Source organism: Ignavibacteriales bacterium (assembly GCA_016709155.1).
In the GTDB taxonomy this organism is placed as follows: Bacteria; Bacteroidota; Ignavibacteria; order Ignavibacteriales; family Ignavibacteriaceae; genus JADJEI01.
On the sequence record JADJEI010000001.1, the window covers coordinates 364,480 to 387,057 of the forward strand.

Consider the following 22,578-nt stretch of genomic DNA (forward strand, 5'->3'; position numbering starts at 1 on the left):
ACTTAGTTGATCGAACTTACGGCGGAAAAAAAGCGTAGCTTAAAAGAATTTTGAGCTGATTGATTAGTCATAAAGAAAATTGAATAAAGAAAAAAAGAGAATTTAAATTAATTAGGAGTGAAAATGGCGACATTAAATTTTTGTCCAAAATGCGGAAATAAAATAACACCCAATACAAAATTTTGTCCAAATTGTGGTGGTCAATTAACGAACACAGTAACCAACGGAAATAAAAGAGAAAAAGTATTGAAGGCAAATAAGAAGTCAAATAAAAATGGTTTATTCTTTGGAGTAGTATCTGTCCTCTTTGTTGGTGCACTAATTTATTACTTGAATGCTAAACCATCAAAAGAAGCTGCAATAATTGAAGATCAACCGAAAGTAACTGAGAGCGTTACTTTTCCGGCAGTTCGGTATGATCATGCTTATTCAGTTGCTTTGGCAAACAATGGTAAGATTGTACTTCCTCTTGATGTTGTGAAAGAAAGAAAATTTGTGAAGTTCGATTACATCGGGGCTAACACAACCATACCTTTGCTTGCCTATCTGACAGAAGACGGCAAAGTGGTTACTGCTATTAGTCTGTGCGAACCCTGTGATTCCAAAGACTTTCATATCCAGGGAAGTGATTTAATTTGTAACTCCTGCGGTACTACCTGGAATTTAAATAACCTTGATGCTATCAGCGGATCGTGCGGTAAATATCCTCCGGATCCAGTCCGCAGTAAGGTTGTAGGAAATGAAATTCAAATTGATGAAAATTTAGTGCTCGGTTGGACTAGAAGAATATAGTATGAAACTCTATAACATCTCTATTCAAAGTATACGAAGAAGAAAATCCAGAACAGCTTTCTTGGTTATCGGATTACTGATTGCGGTTGCATCATTTGTAACACTTTATATTGTTTCAGATAATGTAAACAAAAGCGTTGCGGAAAATTTAGATGAATTTGGTGCTAATATGCTGGTCACCCCAAAAAACGATGGCTTAAATCTTAACTATGGAGGAATATCCATCACGGGTTTGACAATTGAAAACGGCAGTTTAAAACAGAGTGATATTTCAATAATTAAATCAATTAAGAACAAAGATAACTTAAGCATAATTGCCCCTAAGTTATTCAATAGGGTAACTATCAAATCCGAAAACGTATCGGCTGAAAAAAATGTAATTGCTGCGGGAGTAAATTTTCAGGATGAAATTCGTTTAAAAAAATGGTGGAAAGTATCCGGAAAGTATCCGCAGGAAAGCAATGAAGCTTTAATCGGAAGTGAAGTCGCTAAACAATTAAATGTTATATTAAATCAAAAAATCAATCTGAATAGTAAAGAATTTATCGCAGCCGGGATTCTAAATGAAACAGGTTCACAGGATGACGGTTTAATATTTACTGATTTAAAGGCTGCGCAAAGCCTTTTCAATAAGCAGGATGAATTAAGTCTCATTGAGATTGCTGCCCGGTGTTACGATTGTCCTATAGAAGAAATTGTCAGACAAACCTCTGCTAAACTACCCGGCGCAAAAGTAACTGCAATCAAGCAGTCAATTGAATCTCAGATGACCGTTATACACAGCTTTGAACATTTCTCTTTCGGAATTTCTGCTGTAATTCTTGTCATCTCTTTACTGATTGTATTCACAAATGTTAATGCTTCCGTAAATGAAAGGACAAAAGAGATCGGAATTTTTATGGCTGTCGGTTTCAGAAGATGGCATATCATAAAAATTATTTTGCTCGAAGTATTAATTGCAAGTTTTGTCGCAGGTTTGACAGGATTTTTTATTGGCGTAGGGTCCGCAAAAATAATAACTCCAATGTTAAGTATGAATGCAAACATAAAAATAGATTTTAGCTATACACTTTTGTTAATGTCAGCCGGAATGGCTGTTGTTGCCGGGCTGCTTGCAAGTGTCTTCCCCGCACTTAAGGCGGCCAGGCTTGATCCTACTTCAGCATTCAGAAGTTTATAATAGGAATGGTAAATGAGTTTAATTGATTTAAAATATGTTACTAAAGAATATAAAACTGGTGAAGAAAAAATCCTTGCTGTAAATAATATTTCGCTTGAGATCGAAGAAGGTAACTTTGTTACTCTGATGGGTGAGTCGGGTTCCGGGAAAAGTACTCTACTTACTATGCTTGGCGGATTAAGCAAGCCTACACGTGGAAATATAGTCATCGATCAAATTGATATTTATAAACTGTCGCCTAATATCCTGGCTGATTTTAGAAGAGAATATATTGGTTTTGTATTTCAGGCATTTCAGTTAATTCCCTACTTGACTGTGATTGAAAATGTGATTCTTCCATTATCCCTGAACGGTTATTCAAAAAAAGGAACAATTAAAATTAGCAAATGGAATTCTTGAAAAAGTCCATCTTGAAAACAAACCCAATAGATTGATAAATGATTTGAGCGGCGGCGAGCAGCAAAGGGTTGCAATTGCAAGAGCATTAATAAACGATCCAATGATACTTTTAGCTGATGAACCGACAGGAAATCTTGACAGCAAAACCAGTGAAGAAATTATGAATATTTTCTCGGTGCTGAATAAGGCTGGTAAAACTATAATCATGGTAACACATAACTCTGATTTTCAAAAATATGCAGTAAGAAATATCAAATTATCTGACGGAAAATTATTATGCTGATGAATAATGAAAATAAAAAAGAATACCTTGTGCGCGATCCGGTTTGCGGAATGAAAATAGATCCCGATGACGCAGTTGATGTTACTATATACAAAGGTAAAATTTATTATTTCTGCGCCCACAGTTGTTGTAAAAAATTTAACGAACAACCAGACCGGTTTACTAACCAATATAACGGTCAAGAAAGACAAACAGAATAATAATGAAAAAGGTTACTGCACATATAAATACAATTAGGGTTCATTGGATAGTCGAAGAACTTCAGAAGATTGGAGTGCAGGAAATTATGGTAACGGAATATTTCAGACCAAATTGTCAAATTTCAAAAGTTGAATTTTTATGTGAAGATCATGATGTAAATGAAATCAGAGATGTGATTCATACTGCAGGAACAATTGGAATAAGTGTTGATCATTCAATCGATATTTGTGAAATAGAAGGGAAGGTTAAAAGCATCTTCCCGTTCGTCTGATTAAAACATTTTGTTGAGTTTTACTAATGCATATATTATACAAAACTTTGCTTGCAATATTTTTATTAAGTGCGATTGTAATATTTCCACAGGATAATTATAGCAAGATTGAATCGGAAATCAGAAATTTTTTGTTACACAGAGATTATAGCGGCGCATTGGAATATATGAATGATGTCAGCCATTCAATATATAATGAAGGTCAAATGTTCCTTTACTATGGCGACATTTACTTAAATGCAGACTCGTTGAGAAAAGCAGTGTTTTATTATAAAAGAGCGATTGAGAAAACCAATTCCGAAGCATTAATGGGATTGGGTGAAGCATACTTCAGAGAAGCAGATTTAACAAATGCAAAGTTATCCTTTGAAAAATATTTAGCCGTTCTTCCTGATAGTAAAGATGCACTAAAATATTTAGGTCAAATAGCAATTGCAGAGCAAAATATTGGATTAGTTGAAAATTATTATATGAAAATTTATTACATAGATTCTACCGATGCCGAGGCACTCTTAAATCTTGGGATTATTTATTCCAATTCCGGTAAGTACAATCAAGCAGAAAATTTCTTATTAAAATCGATTAAATACGATGCTAATAATCCACTAACATATCTTAATATCGGTATATTATATGGTGCTAATGGTAAGTTCAGCAAAGCAATTGAGTTTCTAAACAAAGCGCTCCTTTTTGATCCTGCAAACGAAGAGGTTTATTATACAGTGGGCGTCTTCTATTTGCTTAATCAAAATACTGGTGAAGCCGAAATTTCGTTTAATGAGGCGTTGCAGATAAACTCAGATTTAATAGATGCAAGAATAGGTTTAATTATTCTTTATGAGTACAATCATAAATTAGAAAAAGCTCAAAAAGAATTAGACTTATTGAGTGTTCAGCAGCCAGGCAATTCACAAATAAATTTGTTAAAAGCAAATTTGTTTTATTTAAAGGAAAACTATGTGAAAGCAATTGATTATACATTGGAAGCAATAAAAGCTGACCCTGAAAATCCTGATAATTTTTATTTATTAGGTCGGTTGTATCAATTACAGGGTAAAACCAGTGATTCTGAGAAAGCAGTTAAGAACGCAAATAAACTATTTGAAAATTCCGGAAAGTCCAAATCAAAATTTAATTTGCTAAAGTTATTTTCAAACATAACGAACTTCAATAATCAAAAATGACATTAATGAGAGCATTCGAATTGATAAAAAAACAAATCAGTTATTAGTTAAAATTATTCAAACCAAACAAAAGGAGATAGCAATGAAAACTCTAAAAAACCTTCGTTCAATTTCAATATTATCGTTATTACTTATAATGGTATTTTTCACGATAGGGTCGGAATCGATCCTGGCTCAACAGCATAATCATATGCAGGGCATGATGCAGAATAATATGATGCAGAACAATATGATGCAGATGCAGCAAATGATGGATCATATGAACCAAATGTCGGCACAGATGAATGGCATGACAAATCAGATGAAAAACATGGAACAAATGCAGCACTCGAAAGAAATGATGAGCTTTATGGGAAATATGAACGAGATGTCTAATCAAATGAAAAATATGATGAATCAAATGAATGATATGATGAAAAATCAGGAGATGATGAAGAACGAGCAAATGCAGGGTCAAATAAAGGAGATGATGGATAATATGAATGGGATGATGAATAACTATGATGAAATGATGAAACAATTACAGCAAGAGAATATAAAGTGAAGAATGCAATCATTGTAAATCATTTCAAGATGCAATCCGGCAGCATGTTCTCTGTAATTATATTTCTTATAGTCATCGGAGTTTTTTCTTCTACTGAAGCACAGGATAGATTTTCTATCAACACTTCTCTTACGGCAGTTGGAGGAAATTTATCTGATGGTTCTCATAACATCGCTTATTACCTGTACGGAGGTCTTCGATATCAGGCTCAGGATTATTACCTGAGCCTTAGTTTACCATTGGTATTCAATTCATCGGGTTCATTTACCCAGCTTGGAGGAATGTACTTCCCAAATGGAAATGGTAGTGGGAATAACACTGGCGGGGGTATGCACGGCACAGGTGGTCAAGGCTCAATGATGAACGGGAGTTTGGGAATGTCAAACTTAAAAACAGGCATTGGAGATATGTATGTCTATGGCAGTTATACTCTAGTCAAAGAATCAAATTCATTACCCGCATTTTCAACCGATGGATTTATAAAATTTCCAACTGCTTCTCCTTCCTTAAACATCGGTACCGGTAAATTTGATTTTGATCTTGCAGTAAGTGCAAGAAAATTTATCGGAACTTTTTCATTCTATTTGCAAACGGGATATTTATTTTTAGGAAACTCTTCAGGTACTAATATCGAAAATCCAATAACATTTAGTGCAGGAATTGGTAACAATTTTGGCGGAGGCAATCACCTTTTGCTTATTGAATATGATTCGTATTCAGCTATTGTAACAGGATACGCTTCACCAAAACAATTATCACTCGGTTACACATATTTAATCAGTTCCAAATTAGGTTATACAATGATCGGATCTGCTGGATTGAACAATTCAACTTCTGACTTTACAATTTCAGCAGGATTTAATTTTATTTTATAATAAAGAGTTAGATCATGGAAATACTTGTGGGATTAGGTTTTATTGGTGTAATCGCTTTCTTTGGTTTTAAAAAGTTTAAAAAGGCAAGCAAAGGAAAAGATTGCTGTAAATAATCATAAAGCCAACAAATAATTAACAAACAATTTAAAAAAAAGTAACTCGTTAAATTATTAACTATTAAAGGAGATCATAAAATGAAAAACATTTGTGTAGTTATAGTGCTTGCTCTTGTTTTTGTAGTGGATTACGGTGCTGTTGCAATTGCCCAGGAAGAACATCAGCATCACAATAAAAAGATACTGCCGTTGATAAAACAAAGGAAGACGCGGTACCAACTTCACGCGATGTAAACCCTAAAGTGGCGGCATCATTTGACAAAATGGTAGAACACTATCTGCATTTAAAAAAATGCACTGGTTAACGACAATTCAAAAGATGCAGCAGCGTCCGGAAAGGAAATTGTTAATACAATGAAAACTTTGGATAAATCTTTACTAACGGATGAACAAAAGAAAATCTATGAAGATGTAGAAAATGATGCAAGAGAACATGCCGAGCATATTGGTGAAAATGCCGGTAAAATCGAGCATCAGCGGGAACATTTTGACATCCTTAGTAATGATTTGTACGATCTGGTAAAAGCATTTGGCAGTGAAAAGGTTCTGTATAAAGACTTTTGTCCAATGTATAATGATAAAGAAGGTGCAATGTGGTTAAGAGAAATAAAAGAAATAAAAAATCCATACTACGGTAAAAAGATGCTTACCTGCGGTTCTGTGAAAGAAGAAATTAAGTAACCTTATGAAGCGAATTAAAAAAACATTGCTTGTAATGCTTTTCATAATACTGATTGCATTTATAGTCATTCAATTTATAAGACCTGCCCGCAACGAAAGCGGGCAGGTGTTAGAGACAGATATTTTAAAGACATTTAACGTTCCCGGCAATGTCTCTACACTTCTTAAGAATGCCTGTTTCGATTGCCATAGTAACAACACAAACTATCCGTGGTATTCCAATATTCAACCCGTTGAATGGTTATTAGCAGAAGATATAAAGGATGCTAAAGCCGAACTTAACTTCAGCGAATTTGGCTCTCTATCCTCAAGAAGACAGATAAGCAAATTAAAGAATGTCGCAAGAAGAATTAAAGATGGCACAATGCCCTTGCCAATGTATCAATTCATGCACTCAGAAGCACGCTTGACTGAGGATGAAAGGCAGTTGCTTGTTGAATGGGTTGAAAGCACTAGAGACAGCATATCACTAAATAGATAAATTATAAACAAGCAAATAAAAATATGAAAACAACTCTTTTTATTTTTTCGTTCTACTTTTGGGTTTCGGCAGCAATCTTTGCTCAACCCGTCCAGACTTCATCTGGAAAAACCGTACGCTACGATTTATACATTGCCGATACCACCGTAACATTGGGAGAAACAGAGACACGCGCTATTGCAGTAAATGGTATGATTCCCATGCCAACACTAACATTTACAGAAGGCGACACGGCAGAAATATGGGTACACAATAATCTGGACGAAGAAACATCTCTGCATTGGCATGGACTCTTTCTTCCAAACCGTTATGATGGTGTACCAAATCTCACTCAGAACCCCATTGCGCCACATACAACTCATTTATATAAATTCCCGATCATTCAGCATGGAACACATTGGTATCATAGCCACTCCCGTTTCCAGGAACAAATAGGAATGTACGGCGCTTTTATAATGCTTAAAAGAAATGATGAGCCAATCATCCCGACACTTAATCTTGTTTTAAGTGAATGGACAGATATGAATCCCGAAGAAGTGCATCGAAGTCTCAAAAGCGCCACCGATTGGTTTGCCATAAAAAAGGGCACTACCCAGAGTTACGGCGAAGCACTCGTCAGCGGGAATTTTGGCACTAAAATTACCAATGAATGGAAGCGGATGAATGCAATGGATGTAAGCGATGTGTATTATGATAACTTTTTGATAAACGGGAAAAACCAAAATGAACAGCCCCAATTTAAGGCGGGAGACAAAGTAAGGCTGCGTATCGCAAACGGCGGTGCATCCGATTATTTTTGGCTTACTTACTCGGGTGGTAAGATTACTGTTGTTGCCAGCGATGGTAATGATGTAGAACCGGTAGAAGTTGATAGGTTAATTATTGCTGTCTCCGAAACTTATGATGTTGTTGTCACCATTCCCGACAACAAAAGTTATGAATTTCTCGTAACGCCCGAAGACCGTACCGGATTTGCTTCATTATGGCTGGGGAGCGGAGAAAAAGTTTCTGCGCAAAAGCTTCCAACTCTGAAATATTTTGCCGGAATGGAAATGATGAACGACATGATGGATATGAACGGCAATATAATTGAAATGGAGGGAATGAAAATGCAGAACCAGGAGATGGACATGAATAATGTTATGTATCCGGAAATCAGCAGCTATGACGAAGATGAAATGGAAAACATGGATATGGAAGGAATGAATCATCAACACCAGGAACAGCAGGATATTGTAACGTTAAATTATACTATGCTGCGTGCACCGGAAAAAACAAGTTTGCCTGAAGGACCAACCAGAGAGCTGAAATTTGATTTGACTGGAAATATGAATCGCTATGTGTGGTCAATGGATAATAAGACCCTTTCAGAAAGCGATAAGATACTCATCAAAAAAGGTGAAAATCTAAGAATTATTCTTTTCAATAATAGCATGATGCGGCACCCAATGCACCTGCACGGACACGATTTTAGAGTGCTGAACGGACAAGGTGAATATGCCCCTATGAAAAACGTAATCGACATCATGCCAATGGAGAGAGATACAATAGAATTTGCTGCTTCTGAAAGTGGAGATTGGTTTTTTCACTGCCATATTCTTTATCACATGATGTCAGGAATGGGCAGGGTTTTCAGTTACGAAAATTCTCCGCCAAATCTTGATCTGCCAGATCCCGAAAATGCACTTCAAAAATTATTTGCTGACGACCGGGAATTTCACCCTATGGCTCGCATAGGGTTGGAGAGCAATGGAAGTGATGGCGAAGCTATGTATTCCAATACCCGTTGGAAACTGCAAACTCTTTGGCATTTGGGTTATCACGATGAACATGGTTACGAGGTTGAAGCTAATGTTGGGCGCTATCTTGGCAGGATGCAGTGGTGGTTCCCTTATGTTGGCTTTGACTATCATTTTAAAAAAGAAGGTGGTCCTGAAAATTTAATTTTCGGCAATGAAGAAAAAACTTGTTTGGTCAAAAGAGTAATAAAAACGATCGCAAAGCAGTTGTAGCAGGTATTGCCTACACATTGCCTTTGTTATTTATTGCCGATGCAAGAATTGATACAGATGGCAAGCTCCGTTTTCAGCTTAGCAGAGAAGATATAGCAGTAACAAGCCGATTACGTTTTAATATTATGATAAATACAGATAAAGAATATATGGCAGGTTTCCGGTACATTCTCACAAAATATTTTTCAGTTTCCACACATTACGACAGTGACATGGGTTTAGGTGCAGGAATAACTGTTACTTATTAAAAGTTCTATTATAAGGTCTTAACAAATTTGAAGATAAAAAATCACCTTACGATTATAAATTAAAATGAAAAGGAGTAATACAAATGGAACAAACAAATTATGGATTCTCGAAAGCTGTAAATCTCGGTTACGAAGAAGCAATCGAAAAAGTAACAGAAGAACTAAAGAAAGAAGGATTCGGCATTCTAACTGAAATTGACGTTAAAGAAACACTGAAGAAAAAATTGGACGTTGAATTCAAGCCATACAAAATTCTTGGCGCTTGCAATCCGCAGTTTGCTTATAAATCTCTGCAAGCTGAAGAACAAATTGGACTAATGCTTCCTTGCAATGTAATTGTTTATGTAAATGATAGTAGTGAGACAATTGTAGCAGCTATAAATCCAATTGCGTCTATGCAAGCAGTAAAGAATGATAAGCTTGGTGAAGTAGCAGAAGTAATACAAAGTAAATTGAAAAAAGTAATTAGTAACCTATAAAAATTGCTAACACCTTTTGGTAAAATGTGGCGAGTGCGGAATTCTTATTGGACTTTAGCCACTATCACCGGTTTTTATGGCGGTATTAAATATTAAAAAGCAAGCAAAGGAAAAGATTGCTGTAAATAACATTTCTTCAATTTGAATTTTCGATTTAAAAATTTTCACTCTAAAAGTGTAACAGTTACAAAATAATATTACTGATTAAAAAATAAAGGAATTATCTATGAAGAATTTTTGTTTCATTTTAGTTTTTATTTTTTCGATTACAAGTCTTAATGCACAGAAGCATTCCCATCATACTTCTGAAACCGGGAACGAAATTAAAGCATTAACTTCAGAACAAATAAACAGCTATCTGAATGGAGAAGGAATGGGTTTAGCTAAGGCTGCGGAATTGAATCACTACCCGGGGCCAAAACATGTACTGGATTTATCAAAGGAATTAAAACTTAGCCAAACTCAGATTGATTCTACTGGAAAGATTTTCGCAAGGATGAATGAAAGAGCCGTCTATTTAGGAAAAATTATAATTGATAAAGAGAAACAGTTGGATCAGTTATTCAACAGTGGTAATGCAGACGAAGAATCTGTAAAAAACATAGTAATGGTAATTGCCCAATATCAAGGCGAATTAAGGTTCACACACCTTAATGCTCATATTCAGCAGAAGAAGATTTTAACCCCTGATCAGATTTTAACTTATGAGAGTTTGAGAGGGTACTAGAGTTTAAGTTCAAGGTCAAGTTTAAGTCCAAGGTTAGTTGATTAAATAATTTTATAAAAAATAATCGAGGTGGATCATGAAATATTTTATTGGTGCGGTTACTGTAATAGCACTTCTAATTATTGGATATCTTATTTTCATTTATTCCGGTATGTACAACATCAGCGCAATGGTTCATCACGATAAGCTAACTCTATGGATGATGAATACTGTAAGGGAAAATTCAATCAAACACAATGCGGATGATAAAATAAAAATGCCTGATCTTTCAGATGATTCCTTAATAAAGATGGGTTTCGTTCATTACAGAGAAATGTGTGTTAGCTGTCATGGCGCGCCAGGCATAAATCAAAATGAATTTGCGGAAGGTCTTTATCCCAATCCTCCAATGCTTTCCAAAGTTGCTAATGATTGGACTCCACAGCAGCTTTTCTGGATAACAAAAAATGGATTAAAGATGACAGGCATGCCCGCATTTGGACCAACACATACTGATGATATGATCTGGGCAATCGTTGCATTCACAAAAAAGCTTCCGACATTGAGTAAAGAAGAGTTCCAAATCTTTGATGATGAAATGCAAGGTGAAAGTGACGAAGCAGATGAACATACTCATTAAATAAAAATCACATTAAGTAAGATGATTGAAAGTAATTCTTAAATAATTCTTGACAAACTTGAATAGAGATATTATATTTCGTTTGAACAATTGCTCAAGTGTTGTGAATAAGAATAATGACATAGTTTGTGAAATTGAGTTCATTGATGAAAAGAAAGTAAAAGCAGTAAAGAAAAAGTTACCAAAAGATTCTTTTATAAATGAACTCTCGGAAACTTTTAAGAGTTTAAGTGACTTTAGGAGGTTAAACATTTTGCTTTCTCTTGCTGAAGATGAATTATGCGTTTGTGATATTGCAGCGTTAACTGGTGTTTCGGTTTCGGCAATATCACATCAGTTAAGATTGTTAAAAAACTATAGACTGGTGAAACATAGAAAAGAAGGGAAAATGGTTTATTATTCTTTAGATGATGAGCACATAAGTAAAATTGTAAATGAAGCCACTAAACATTGCAAAGAATATATGTAATAATAATATGCTGATAGGTAACACACATAGAATGTTAAAAGTAATTGTATCTGTAATTTTTACAGTGTTTATTATTATTTTTCTTCATTCCGAATTCGGACTGTTTGACTTTGATGAAAACAATCACAGTACACACGACTATTGTTATTTAGTGGACAATACAACTGCACAGACATTAACCCAATCAACTTTACCGCAGCTAAAAGTAGAAGGCAGCTTTTGTTTCCACTGTATCCAGGAAATAGAAACAAATGAAATTTTAGCAACCACTTTTGAATATAAAGATTTTATTTACCCACTAAAAAACTCTGATCTCTACATCCTCAACAAAGTTTTCCTAATCTAAACATTTCCTTTTTTTCTATTCTAATTGTCCCTCCACGGGATAAGTGTGTTCCCGCAAGAAGCGGACAAGCATTTTAAAATTTTTTGGAGAAAGTATGAAGTATAAATTTATCTTTCTCTTGTTGTTCTGTTCATCAATAGTTGTAATAGCACAGCAGGATAAAGATTCAATAAAAGTAAATGAAGAAGAAATAACTTTGCAGGAAGCTGTTGATTCAGCTTTAATTAATAATCCGAACTTAAAAGCATTTGAGTATGAAATATCTTCTTTAGAAAAGATAAAAACTCAAGCCGGATTAAGTCCAAATCCGGAAGCTAATTTTGAAGCCGAAGATTTTCTTGGCGGAAAAGAGTTAAGCGGAATAACGGGAAGTCAATATACTCTTTCAGGAAGCCAGCTTTTTGAGCTTGGCGGAAAAAGAAGCAGTCGCATCAATCTTGCAGAAAAAGAAATTAATTCTGCTCAAGGCAATTATGAATTAATTAAGCTCGATGTGATAGCCCAAGTTAAATCGGCTTTTTTCGGACTGTACCAAATTCATCATCAGATATTGTTACAGCAGAAGTTTATCCAAATAAATGAGGAAATACTGAAGACAGTTTCAGAACGGGTAAAAGCAGGGCGCACTTCTCCGGCTGAAGAATCAAAGGTAAAGGTTGCTTTGATTAACAGCCAAATAGAATTGCAGCGGCTTCAGAGAAGTTATTCCTCCGCACAAACAAAATTAAACTCTCTGCTTGGCACTGTTGGGAAAAATCTCGTTCCTTCTACAGATTTGTTTGAACAGCTTTTCACTCCACCGAATAGAGAAGATGTTTTAGAAGAACTGGAAAATATTCCATCAATAAAAAATCTTGGCAACGAATCAAATTTTAGAAAAGCACAGCTTCAGTTGGAAAAATCTCAGGCAATACCCGATTTAACTGCAAGTTTGGGAGTCAGGTACTTGAATGAACTTAAAACCAATTCCTTTGTCGCAGGACTCTCAATCCCCCTTCCAATCTTCAACAGGAACCAGGGCAATATCCAATCTGCCGAAGTAAGAATTCAACAAATGGATGAGATAATTAATTCGGAAGCTAACTGTTATTTCATTACTAAATACATCATTCAATAATCTTTTAAGTGCGTATAACAATGCGGTACAGCTAAGGGAAAATATTTTACCGGAATCAGAAAAAGCTTATGAGATAACAAGGCAGGGATATTTGCAGGGAAGATTTGCATTTATTGATTTACTTGATGCTCAGAGAACTTTGTTTGAAACTCAAACGCAATATTTGCTTGAGTTGTCGGATTATTACAACTCATTGATCGAAATTGAAAATGTAACTGGAAAACCTTTTTTAAAATAAAAAAATACGAGTGAACTAATGGAGAAAAATAAAATTAAGTTAACAGGATTAATAATAACAGCCGTATTACAAATCTTTTTCTTTCTTTGCTGTTCAAGTGATGAACCAAAAGAACAAACGGCTAAAAATGTAGAACAAAACAAAAGTGCCGAACATAACGAAGCAATAAAGCTTACTGACAGCGACCTTAAAGAACTTGGCGTTGAAATAAAAGAAGCCGGCGCAGGAGTGATTACAAACCACGTTGATTTAACCGGTGAAATAAAAGCCGAACCTTCCCGGCTTTCACACATTATACCGCGTTTTCCCGGAATAGTAAAGGAAGTTTATAAAACGGTTGGAGAAAAAGTAAAACAGGGCGATGTTCTTGAAGTAATTGAAAGTAATGAATCGTTAACTTCGTATGAAGTTAAATCTTTGGTTGACGGAACAATCATTGAGCTGCATATGGCAAAGGGTGATTTGGTTGGCGGTGATCAAGTAGCTATTACAGTTGCCAATCTTGATAAAGTTTGGGCAACATTAAACATATATCAAAGAGATATAAATAAAATAAGTGTCGGGCAGCGTACATTAGTTTCTTTAAGTCTGGAAGAAGAGGGAGAAGCAGGAACAATCTCTTATGTAAGCCCGGTTGTTGATGAAGCAACCAGAACAGCATCTGCACGAGTAATATTGAATAACAGTCTGGGGAAATGGCGTCCTGGGATGTTTGTATCAGCAAAAGTAATAGTGAATGAAAAAAAACTGCCACTTGTTATAGAAAAATCTGCTCTTCAAACTCTTGAAGATAAGACTGTTGTGTTTATAAAAAAAGGAGATGAATTTTTTCCTCAACAGGTTAATACGGGATTGGTAAATGATGTGAGCGTTGAAATTATTTCAGGGCTTCAGCCGGGTCAGCAGTATGTGTCGAAAGGTTCATTCACACTCAAAGCCGAAATCTTGAAAGAGTCTTTCGGCGGCGATGAACATTAAGAAGGAGAGATTATGAATAAAATAATTGATTATGTTCTTCGCAACCGGCTTTTAATTCTTGTGTTTGCAGTTATTGTAATGGCTGCAGGATATATGAGCTACAGGCAGCTTCCAATTGATGCTTTCCCGGATGTTTCGCCAAATCTTGTGCAAGTCTTTACACAAACAGAAGGATTAGCCCCCGAATAAATTGAAAAATATGTAACCTACCCGGTAGAAACCGCAATGAACGGTTTGCCAAATCTTGAACTCATCCGTTCGGTTTCAAATTTCGGTTTATCTGTTGTCAATATTTATTTCGAAGATGGAACGGATATATACTTTGCAAGGCAGCTTGTTAATGAACGGCTGACTGAAGCACGAGAACAGATTCCCGAAGGTTTCGGCGAACCGGCAATGGGACCGATTTCTACAGGTATGGGTTTAATTCTCTTTTATTATTTGGAAGATGAAACAGGTAAATACAGTTTGGAAGATTTAAGAACCATACAAGATTGGCTCGTTAAATATCAATTACAAACAGTGCCGGGTGTTACTGAAATACTTGGAATTGGCGGATGGGAAAAACAATACCAGGTAGTTGTTAATCCGAACTCACTGCTTCGTTATGATGTTACTGTTAACGATGTTGTTGATAAAATCAAAGCAAATAATTTAAATGTCGGCGCACAATTTTTAGAAAAAAATGCCGAAGAATTTATTGTGCGTTCAACCGGACTTACTTCCAATATAGAAGACCTTGAAAATATTGTATTAAAATCTGAAGATGGAGTTCCGGTTTATTTAAATGAAGTTGCAAATGTAAAAACAGGCGGAGCTATCAGGCGAGGCGTTCAGACAAGCAATGGTGTTGGCGAAGTTGTAGCGGGGATGGTGGTTAAATTATTCGGAACAAACTCTTCAACTGTAATTCAGAATGTTGAAGACAAGCTGGCAGAGATAAATAAAGCGCTGCCCGAAGGGTTAAAGATAATTCCATACTACCAGCAGAAAACTCTTGTTGAAGCTGCCGTAGAAACTGTAACAGATGCTCTGCTTGAAGGAATTGTTCTGGTTTTGATTGTTTTATTTGTATTTCTCGGTGCGATAAGACCAAGCTTAGTTGTAGCAATTGCAATTCCCTTCTCAGTTCTGTTTGCAATGATTGGAATGAAATTTTTCGGAATTTCTGCAAACCTTATGTCGTTTGGCGGCTTGGCTATTGCAATCGGTATGATGGTGGACGGCGCCGTTGTTATTGTTGAAAACACAGACCGGCTTTTGCGCGCAAGCCAGCCGGGTGAATCAAAGATTCATATCATTGCAAAAGCTTGTAAAGAGGTAGTCAGACCAATCTCGTTTGCAGTAATAATAATCATAATTGTTTTTCTTCCTTTGTTCACTCTTCAGGGAGTTGAAGGAAAAACATTTAAGCCGCTTGCTTACACAATTGCACTTGCAATGTTTAGCTCGCTGCTGTTTGGAGTTTTTGTGGCTCCGGTTTTATCTTCATTCTTTATGCGTGTCCCTTCGGGGAAAAAACACCTCGAAAAGAAATCAGTTGATTCAACGCAGCACAAAGAAGGTGAGAATGAGGAAGAACAAATCTGGATACTGAAATTATTAATAAAAATTTATAAGCCGGTAGTTACTTTCTTTGTAAAGAAAAGAATAGCAGCAATTACGCTTGCAGTAATTTTAATAATTATAGGTGCACTCATATTCCCGCAGCTTGGTTCTGAATTTACTCCGACTCTTCAAGAAGGAACCTTGGTATTGAGAATGACAATGGCTCCTTCTATATCTCTAACTGAAAGCACACGTCTTACACTAATTGCAGAGAGAAGATTAATGAAAGTTTCGGAAGTTACCGGGGTAGTAACAAGAATAGGCAGAGGCGAAGTTGGTGCTCACACAGACCCGGTGAACAGCGCTGAAATGTATATCTTGCTTAAGCCAAGAGACCAATGGAGAAATAATGCAACACAGCAGGAGTTGGAGGCATTAATTAGAAATGACTTTGGAGAAATTCCCGGCGTTCTTACCAATTTCACACAGCCAATTCAAATGACGGTTGATGAACTTCTTGAAGGTGTAAGAGCAGAACTGGCAATTAAACTTTTCGGCAGCGACCTTGAAACGTTGAAAAACAAAGCCGATGAAATTGCTGCTCAAATAAGAAATGTAAACGGTGCCGCAGATGTTCAGGTTGACCAGGTATCCGGCGCACCTCAATTAAGCATTGTAATTAACCGTCACGAGATTGCACGCTATGGAATAAACGTTGAAGATGTTCAGCAAGCGGTAAGAACTGCAATCGGCGGTGAAACTGCAGGGCAAATATTTGAAGATGTAAAACGGTTCGATATTTATGTCCGGTTTGAAGAGGAATTCAGAAAAGATATGAGTTCGATCGGCGCTTTATTAATTGAATCTCCTTCCGGAATTGAAGTGCCGTTAAGCCAGTTGGCAGATATTAAGGAGATAGTGGGACCACGCCAGATAACACGTGAGAAGAACCAGAGATTTATTACCATCCAGTGTAATGTAACCGGACGAGACATAGGCTCATTTGTTGCAGAGGGACAAAAAGTAATTGACAGCAAAGTGAAACTTTCAACCGGATATTTTGTAACGTGGGGCGGGCAGTTCAAGCTGCAGCAGGAAGCAAACGCAAGATTAGCAGTGGTTGTTCCGATCACTCTTTTTATAATTTTCATTATGCTTTTCTCCAGCTTTAACTCTCTTAAAAATTCTCTGCTGATATTCTTAAACATACCCTTAGCTTTAGTCGGTGGTATAGTTGCTCTTTGGATTTCGGGCAGAATCTTTCAGTGCCGGCTTCTGTTGGTTTCATAGCTTTATTCGGTATTGCATTGTTGAATGGAATTGTATTGGTAACATATTTAAACCAGTTGCGGATGGAAGGGCTAAGCGTTGATGATGCATCAATTCAGGGAGCTTGCTTAAGAGTAAGACCGGTTTTAATGACCGCACTTGCAGCAGCGCTCGGAATGATTCCGCTTCTTTTAGCTACCGGAATCGGGAGCGAGGTTCAGAGACCATTAGCAACAGTTGTAATCGGGGGATTAGTTACATCAACTGCTTTAACGCTGTTAGTTGTTCCGGCTTTATACAAGTGGTTTTCAATTAAAGTAAGTGAAGGTGAGATGTAAAAGCCCCCTAAATCCCCCAAAGGGGGACTTAGGAAAGGAGATAGTAAATGTTGAGCGAAGCAAAATCCCGTTAGGGATGAAATATTTATAGATATGAGATAACACCCTTTGAGATTAAAATCCCGTAGGGATGATATATAAAAGTTTAATTCAACAGACAAAGGAAAAACAAATGAAAGAAATAAAAGCAATAATCAGAGAATTCAAATTAGACGATGTAATAACTGAGCTTCATAAAATAGAAGAACTGCCGGGTATTACAATTTCTGAGATTAAAGGATTCGGAAAATCAAAAGGGAAAATTAAAGGTGAAACCGTTGATGAAAAGCTTCATCATCTTAATCCTAAAGTAAAAATTGAAATTGTAGTGCATAATGATTTGGTTGACGAAATAGTAAACACAATTCAGAAAACGGCACACACCGGCAATCCGGGCGATGGAAAAATATATGTTATTGAAGTTAGCAACATAGTAAAGATAAGAACGAATGAAAGAGGAGAAGTTGCGATATGAAAACTCGAGCTAAATTTAAAAGGGAATTATTATGACCGGTTTATCTCAAATAATATTTGGCGCCTTTTTGCTGAGCATTGTTCACGCATCAATTCCAAATCATTGGATACCGTTAGTTGCGCTTTCAAAAGCAGAAAAGTGGAATGAGAAATTAACTCTTGGCATCACGGTCATTGCTGGTTTTGCTCATACACTAAGCACAATAATTATTGGAATAATAGTGGGATTTCTCGGCTACAAATTATCCGGATCATATTCGTTAATTGTTAGAGTAATTGCACCGAGCATACTGATACTACTTGGAATAATTTATCTTATTCTAAGCATCAGGGATAACAAACATCATCATCACCACACTCACGAAATTAATATTGATGAAATAAAAAAGAAGACCACTGCTGCTGTAATTCTTACACTTACAATCTCGATGTTCTTCTCCCCTTGTCTTGAAATTGAAGCTTACTTTTTTGTTGCAAGCAAACTCGGCTGGGAAGGTATAATAGCGGTATCGGTCATTTATACTTTTATTACTATTGCCGGAATGTTACTGTTAGTATGGCTCGGAATGAAAGGCGTAAAAAAAATTAAATCTCATTTTCTCGAATATCACGAAAAAACAATTACAGGAATTATTTTAATCGTTTTGGGAATTGCAGGATATTTTATAAACTGAAGTGTAAAATGAAAAAATATCAACTAAAAAATATTGACTGCGCTTCGTGTGCTGCTAAGATTGAAAACGGACTAAAAAAATTAGAAGATGTAAAATTTGTCTCGGTTGATTTTGCGACTTCAACACTGCACATTGAAACTGACAACATAGATAAAATAAAAATTAAGATTAAAGAAATCGAACCAGAGGTGGAAGTAATTTTACCTTCATCAGTCAAACCTTTTGCGAAAACTTCATTTACGGTTCGCGAATTAATTGAGAATAAATATACCATAATCAAGATAGTATTGGTTATTGCTCTTTTAATATTTGGTATGGCTTATGAAAATTTAATCCACAATACACAATTCAAATGGGCTGAATATTTTGTATTCATCACAGCTTACTTAATCAGCGGCTGGAAGATAATTCTGAAAGCTGCAAAAATATTTTCAAAGGCAAAATCTTTGATGAAAATTTTCTAATGACAATTGCAACAATCGGCGCATTCGCATTAGATGAAATGGCTGAGGGCGTTGCGGTTATGTTATTTTATGTTGTTGGAGAAATGTTCCAGGACATTGCGGTCAATCGTTCGCGAAAATCCATCAAAGCATTGTTAGAAATAAAACCTGATTATGCGAATCTGAAAACTAACGCAGAAACAAAAAAAGTTTCACCCGAAAGTGTAAAAGTCGGTGAGCACATAATTGTAAAAGCCGGCGAAAAAATTCCATTGGACGGAGAAATAATTGAAGGCAATTCGTTTGTTGAAACTTCTGCATTAACAGGTGAAAGTGTTCCAAGAAAAGTAAGAGAGAAAGACAATGTCTTAGCAGGAATGATTAACCAATCGGGATTACTGACAATTAAAGTAACGAAATTATTTAATGAATCATCTATCTCAAAAATTCTTGAGCTTGTGGAAAATGCAACGAGCAAGAAAGCACAAACAGAAAAATTCATAACAACCTTTGCAAGATATTACACTCCGGTTGTTGTATTTGGCGCATTGCTGCTTGCGGTTATTCCACCTTTGTTTTTTGCAGGACAAACCTTTGATGATTGGATTTACAGAGCATTGGTAGTGCTTGTAATTTCTTGTCCTTGCGCTTTGGTAATTAGCATTCCGCTTGGATATTTTGGAGGAATTGGTGGTGCCTCACGCAGAGGAATTTTAGTTAAAGGTTCAAATTATTTGGATGCTCTTACAAAAGTAAAAAAAGTAGTCTTTGATAAAACAGGAACTCTGACAAAAGGCGAATTTAAAGTCTCTGAAATAACAACCGCTAATGGATTTAGTAAAGAGGTTGTTCTTGAATACGCTGCATATACCGAAGCTCATTCAAATCATCCGATTGCAAAATCAATTCTTGAAGCGTACAGCAAAGCATTGGACAATACCAGGATAAAAATGTTAACGAAATTTCAGGATACGGAATTAGCGCAGTTGTTGATGAAAAAGAAATATCAATCGGTAATGACAAACTGCTGCATAAAGAAAATATTGAACACGAGGTTTGCAATGTCGAAGGGACTGTTGTTCACGTTGTTGTGAATAAAAATATGCAGGATATATAATTATTTCTGATAGAATAAAAGATGATGCAATCGAAACTGTGAGCAGCTTAAAACAAAAGGGAATAAATACCGTTATGCTAACTGGCGACAACAAAAGTACTGCGGAAGTTTATGCAGAGAAGCTTGGTATAAAAGAATATTATTACGAGTTGCTGCCGGAAAATAAAGTTGAGTATATTGAAAAGTTAATCAAACAATCCAACAAAGGAGATAATGTCGCATTCGTTGGCGATGGAATAAATGATGCACCGGTAATAGCACGTGCAGATGTCGGAATTGCGATGGGTGCACTCGGTTCAGACGCAGCAGTAGAAACTGCGGATGTCGTGCTTATGACAGATTCACCAATGCTGGTTGTTCATTCAATTGAAATAGCAAAACGAACAAGAATGATAGTCTGGCAGAATATCTTTTTTGCGATGGGAGTAAAATTATTTTTTATTCTTCTCGGCGTATTTGGAATTGCAACAATGTGGGAAGCTGTCTTTGGTGACATGGGTGTGGCAATAATAGCAATATTAAATGCAATGAGGGTGATGAAATAAAACCTGCTCGCTTGAACTTGAGCTTGATCTTGCTCTTGACCTTGACCTTGCTCTTGAACTTGAACTTGATACTATTTTAAGCATTTTGATTTAACATATCAGTTACTATTTTAATCATAACTTATTTTCTCCAATAATATTTTTTAATTCTAAATAGGAGCGCCCAAAATGGACACAGTTCAAAATAAAATCCGCTTGTTCTCAGTTCTGGTTTTAAGTTTATTGTTTGTCATTTTTTCGCTTAACTGCAGCGAAGAAAATTCATCAACAAATACAAACACAGATCCAAATGCTATTACCATTCAGGGAAATGCATTTCAACCGGCAGCCTTAACCGTGAAAAAAGGAACTACCGTGACGTGGACAAATAAAGATTCTTACGCACACACAGTTACGAGTGGAATTTCTCCCAATCCAAACGGAACATTTAATAGTAATAATGTTTCAGCAAATCAAACCTTCTCATTCAAGTTTGATAACACAGGAAGTTTTGATTACTTCTGTATGATTCATACTTCTATGAAGGCTAAAATTACCGTTGAGGAATAAAAAAAACTGTCGAGTTTATTTCGTTCAACTAATCTTTGAATCACTTGAAAATCGAAGAATATCTTTGATTCTTTGCGAAAATGAAATTGTGAGAAATACATTCTAAAAATCGGCTTAGGAAGTATAAATTCTTCAAATTTTAATCATTTTGAAGCTTTTCCGTTATTCATGAGCCTCGCATGGAGATTCTTGAGCCTCTCATGGAGATTCATGAACCCTTCATGGATATTCATGAGCCTCTCATGAAGATTCATGAGCCTTTCATGCAGATTCATGAACCTCTCATGAATATGCTTGAAGCATTCATGACGCAGCATGAACCATCCATGAATATTCATGAAGCATCCAAGAATACGCACAACGGATTACAAATTCATTTTTCATTTGTTTAACTATTTCCAAAATTGTCCCGTAAAACCAACGGACTGCTCCCAATTTTTGTGCAAAGGACTTGGTAATCTCCATCCATTCATCAAACAGTCTTTCCGCTTAACATCAATTTTTTGCTGAACTCAAATTCTATGTTTAATATTAGGTAGAGTAAAGAATGATTTATTCATTCTTATAATTTATTCACATAACCAAATCAGGAGTCAAAATAAAATGAAAAAATCTCTCTCATTATTTTTAATTCTTTTCTTATTTATTTCAATAGGATTTACATCCGCACAAACAGTTGATGAAATACTTGCAAAACATTTTGAGGCAATTGGACAGGACAATTTATTAGAAGTTCAAACTGTTAAAACAACCGGAAAGTTTGTGCAAGCAGGAATGGAGATCCCGTTTACCTCTTATGCACTTAGACCAAATAAAGTTCGCGTCGAAGGTGAGTTTCAGGGATTAAAATTTATACAAGCCTACAACGGTGAAATCGGCTGGGCATTAAATCCGTTTATGGGCGATACAGTTCCAACTCAAGCGCAGCAGGATATAGTTGATGAATTAAAAGATCAAGCGGATATTGACGGATTGTTTTATAACTATGCTGACAAAGGATTCAAAGTTGAGTTAGCAGGTACCGAAGATATGGAAGGTCAGCAGGTTTATCTTTTAAAGCTAACGAAAGAAAATGGTAATGAATACATCTATTATATGGATTCTGAAAATTATGTCCCGTTAAAAATGAAAGCAAAAGTAAAAGTGATGGGGGTTGAAAGAGAAGTTGAAACTTTTTACAGCAATTACAAACCCACGGATGGAATTGTAATGGCATATAGTATGGAATCAAAGATGGGCGGACAAACCGTTTCGCAAATCGTTGTTGATAAAGTTGAGTTTAATATTGAAGTTGATCCAGCGATATTCGAAATGGATTCTGCAAAAACAAAGGAGTAATTTA

The 22,578-nt window shown here is 35.9% G+C and carries 22 protein-coding genes and 5 pseudogenes; all 27 read left to right on the forward strand.

The features are described from left to right. Positions 1-123 precede the first annotated feature (123 nt). Positions 124-792, forward strand: a complete 669-nt coding sequence (locus IPH11_01870; protein MBK6912470.1) for a DUF2318 domain-containing protein — start codon at positions 124-126, stop codon at positions 790-792. 1 nt (position 793) lies between these two features. Further along, positions 794-1,972, forward strand: a complete 1,179-nt coding sequence (locus IPH11_01875) for an ABC transporter permease (GenBank protein ID MBK6912471.1) — start codon at positions 794-796, stop codon at positions 1,970-1,972. A gap of 12 nt (positions 1,973-1,984) precedes the next feature. Next, positions 1,985-2,654 (forward strand): annotated as a pseudogene (locus IPH11_01880) (ABC transporter ATP-binding protein). After that, positions 2,654-2,854 carry a YHS domain-containing protein gene (locus IPH11_01885; GenBank protein ID MBK6912472.1) on the forward strand — a complete coding sequence of 67 codons (201 nt, stop codon included), beginning with the start codon at positions 2,654-2,656 and terminating at the stop codon, positions 2,852-2,854. Before IPH11_01880 ends, IPH11_01885 begins: the two are co-directional and overlap by 1 nt. 2 nt (positions 2,855-2,856) lie before the next feature. Next, complete coding sequence (locus IPH11_01890; protein MBK6912473.1) at positions 2,857-3,126, forward strand: hypothetical protein; 270 nt, start codon at positions 2,857-2,859, stop codon at positions 3,124-3,126. 26 nt (positions 3,127-3,152) lie between these two features. After that, positions 3,153-4,310, forward strand: a complete 1,158-nt coding sequence (locus tag IPH11_01895; GenBank protein ID MBK6912474.1) for a tetratricopeptide repeat protein — start codon at positions 3,153-3,155, stop codon at positions 4,308-4,310. A gap of 82 nt (positions 4,311-4,392) precedes the next feature. Then, positions 4,393-4,854 (forward strand): hypothetical protein, encoded by a 462-nt coding sequence (locus tag IPH11_01900; GenBank protein ID MBK6912475.1) that lies wholly within the window; start codon positions 4,393-4,395, stop codon positions 4,852-4,854. After that, complete coding sequence (locus tag IPH11_01905; GenBank protein MBK6912476.1) at positions 4,851-5,729, forward strand: hypothetical protein; 879 nt, start codon at positions 4,851-4,853, stop codon at positions 5,727-5,729. Before IPH11_01900 ends, IPH11_01905 begins: the two co-directional genes overlap by 4 nt. A gap of 194 nt (positions 5,730-5,923) precedes the next feature. Then, entirely contained in the window at positions 5,924-6,079 is a 156-nt protein-coding gene (locus tag IPH11_01910; GenBank protein MBK6912477.1) for a hypothetical protein, read from the forward strand. A 63-nt stretch (positions 6,080-6,142) separates the two neighbouring features. Further along, the gene (locus tag IPH11_01915) at positions 6,143-6,526 is read left to right on the forward strand and encodes a DUF3347 domain-containing protein (GenBank protein MBK6912478.1); all 384 of its coding nucleotides are present in this window, start codon (positions 6,143-6,145) and stop codon (positions 6,524-6,526) included. 4 nt (positions 6,527-6,530) lie between these two features. Beyond that, entirely contained in the window at positions 6,531-7,007 is a 477-nt protein-coding gene (locus tag IPH11_01920) for a heme-binding domain-containing protein (protein ID MBK6912479.1), read from the forward strand. 23 nt (positions 7,008-7,030) lie between these two features. After that, a pseudogene (locus tag IPH11_01925) lies at positions 7,031-9,267 on the forward strand (multicopper oxidase domain-containing protein). A gap of 83 nt (positions 9,268-9,350) precedes the next feature. Further along, a complete protein-coding gene (locus tag IPH11_01930) occupies positions 9,351-9,746 on the forward strand; it encodes a DUF302 domain-containing protein (protein ID MBK6912480.1) in 396 nt (131 codons plus the stop codon). A gap of 226 nt (positions 9,747-9,972) precedes the next feature. Then, entirely contained in the window at positions 9,973-10,473 is a 501-nt protein-coding gene (locus IPH11_01935; protein ID MBK6912481.1) for a hypothetical protein, read from the forward strand. A gap of 76 nt (positions 10,474-10,549) precedes the next feature. Continuing rightward, on the forward strand, positions 10,550-11,092 hold the full coding sequence (locus tag IPH11_01940; protein MBK6912482.1) for a cytochrome c: 543 nt from the start codon (positions 10,550-10,552) through the stop codon (positions 11,090-11,092). Positions 11,093-11,174: 82 nt separating this feature from the next. Continuing rightward, on the forward strand, positions 11,175-11,561 hold the full coding sequence (locus tag IPH11_01945) for a helix-turn-helix transcriptional regulator (protein MBK6912483.1): 387 nt from the start codon (positions 11,175-11,177) through the stop codon (positions 11,559-11,561). A 7-nt stretch (positions 11,562-11,568) separates the two neighbouring features. Further along, entirely contained in the window at positions 11,569-11,907 is a 339-nt protein-coding gene (locus IPH11_01950) for a hypothetical protein (GenBank protein MBK6912484.1), read from the forward strand. A 94-nt stretch (positions 11,908-12,001) separates the two neighbouring features. Next, a complete protein-coding gene (locus tag IPH11_01955) occupies positions 12,002-13,024 on the forward strand; it encodes a TolC family protein (GenBank protein ID MBK6912485.1) in 1,023 nt (340 codons plus the stop codon). After that, positions 12,978-13,262 carry a TolC family protein gene (locus IPH11_01960; protein ID MBK6912486.1) on the forward strand — a complete coding sequence of 95 codons (285 nt, stop codon included), beginning with the start codon at positions 12,978-12,980 and terminating at the stop codon, positions 13,260-13,262. Before IPH11_01955 ends, IPH11_01960 begins: the two co-directional genes overlap by 47 nt. An 18-nt stretch (positions 13,263-13,280) precedes the next feature. Further along, the gene (locus IPH11_01965; GenBank protein ID MBK6912487.1) at positions 13,281-14,240 is read left to right on the forward strand and encodes an efflux RND transporter periplasmic adaptor subunit; all 960 of its coding nucleotides are present in this window, start codon (positions 13,281-13,283) and stop codon (positions 14,238-14,240) included. Positions 14,241-14,252: 12 nt separating this feature from the next. Further along, positions 14,253-17,395 (forward strand): annotated as a pseudogene (locus tag IPH11_01970) (efflux RND transporter permease subunit). Between the two features lie 172 nt (positions 17,396-17,567). Further along, complete coding sequence (locus tag IPH11_01975; GenBank protein MBK6912488.1) at positions 17,568-17,909, forward strand: P-II family nitrogen regulator; 342 nt, start codon at positions 17,568-17,570, stop codon at positions 17,907-17,909. A 31-nt stretch (positions 17,910-17,940) separates the two neighbouring features. Then, positions 17,941-18,582, forward strand: a complete 642-nt coding sequence (locus IPH11_01980) for a hypothetical protein (GenBank protein MBK6912489.1) — start codon at positions 17,941-17,943, stop codon at positions 18,580-18,582. 8 nt (positions 18,583-18,590) lie between these two features. Further along, a pseudogene (locus tag IPH11_01985) lies at positions 18,591-18,764 on the forward strand (cation transporter). Between the two features lie 132 nt (positions 18,765-18,896). After that, a pseudogene (cadA, locus tag IPH11_01990) lies at positions 18,897-20,687 on the forward strand (cadmium-translocating P-type ATPase). A 168-nt stretch (positions 20,688-20,855) separates the two neighbouring features. Further along, a complete protein-coding gene (locus IPH11_01995; protein ID MBK6912490.1) occupies positions 20,856-21,236 on the forward strand; it encodes a cupredoxin domain-containing protein in 381 nt (126 codons plus the stop codon). 603 nt (positions 21,237-21,839) lie between these two features. Further along, positions 21,840-22,574, forward strand: coding sequence for an outer membrane lipoprotein-sorting protein (locus IPH11_02000; protein MBK6912491.1), 735 nt, complete (start codon positions 21,840-21,842; stop codon positions 22,572-22,574). Positions 22,575-22,578: the final 4 nt, after the last annotated feature.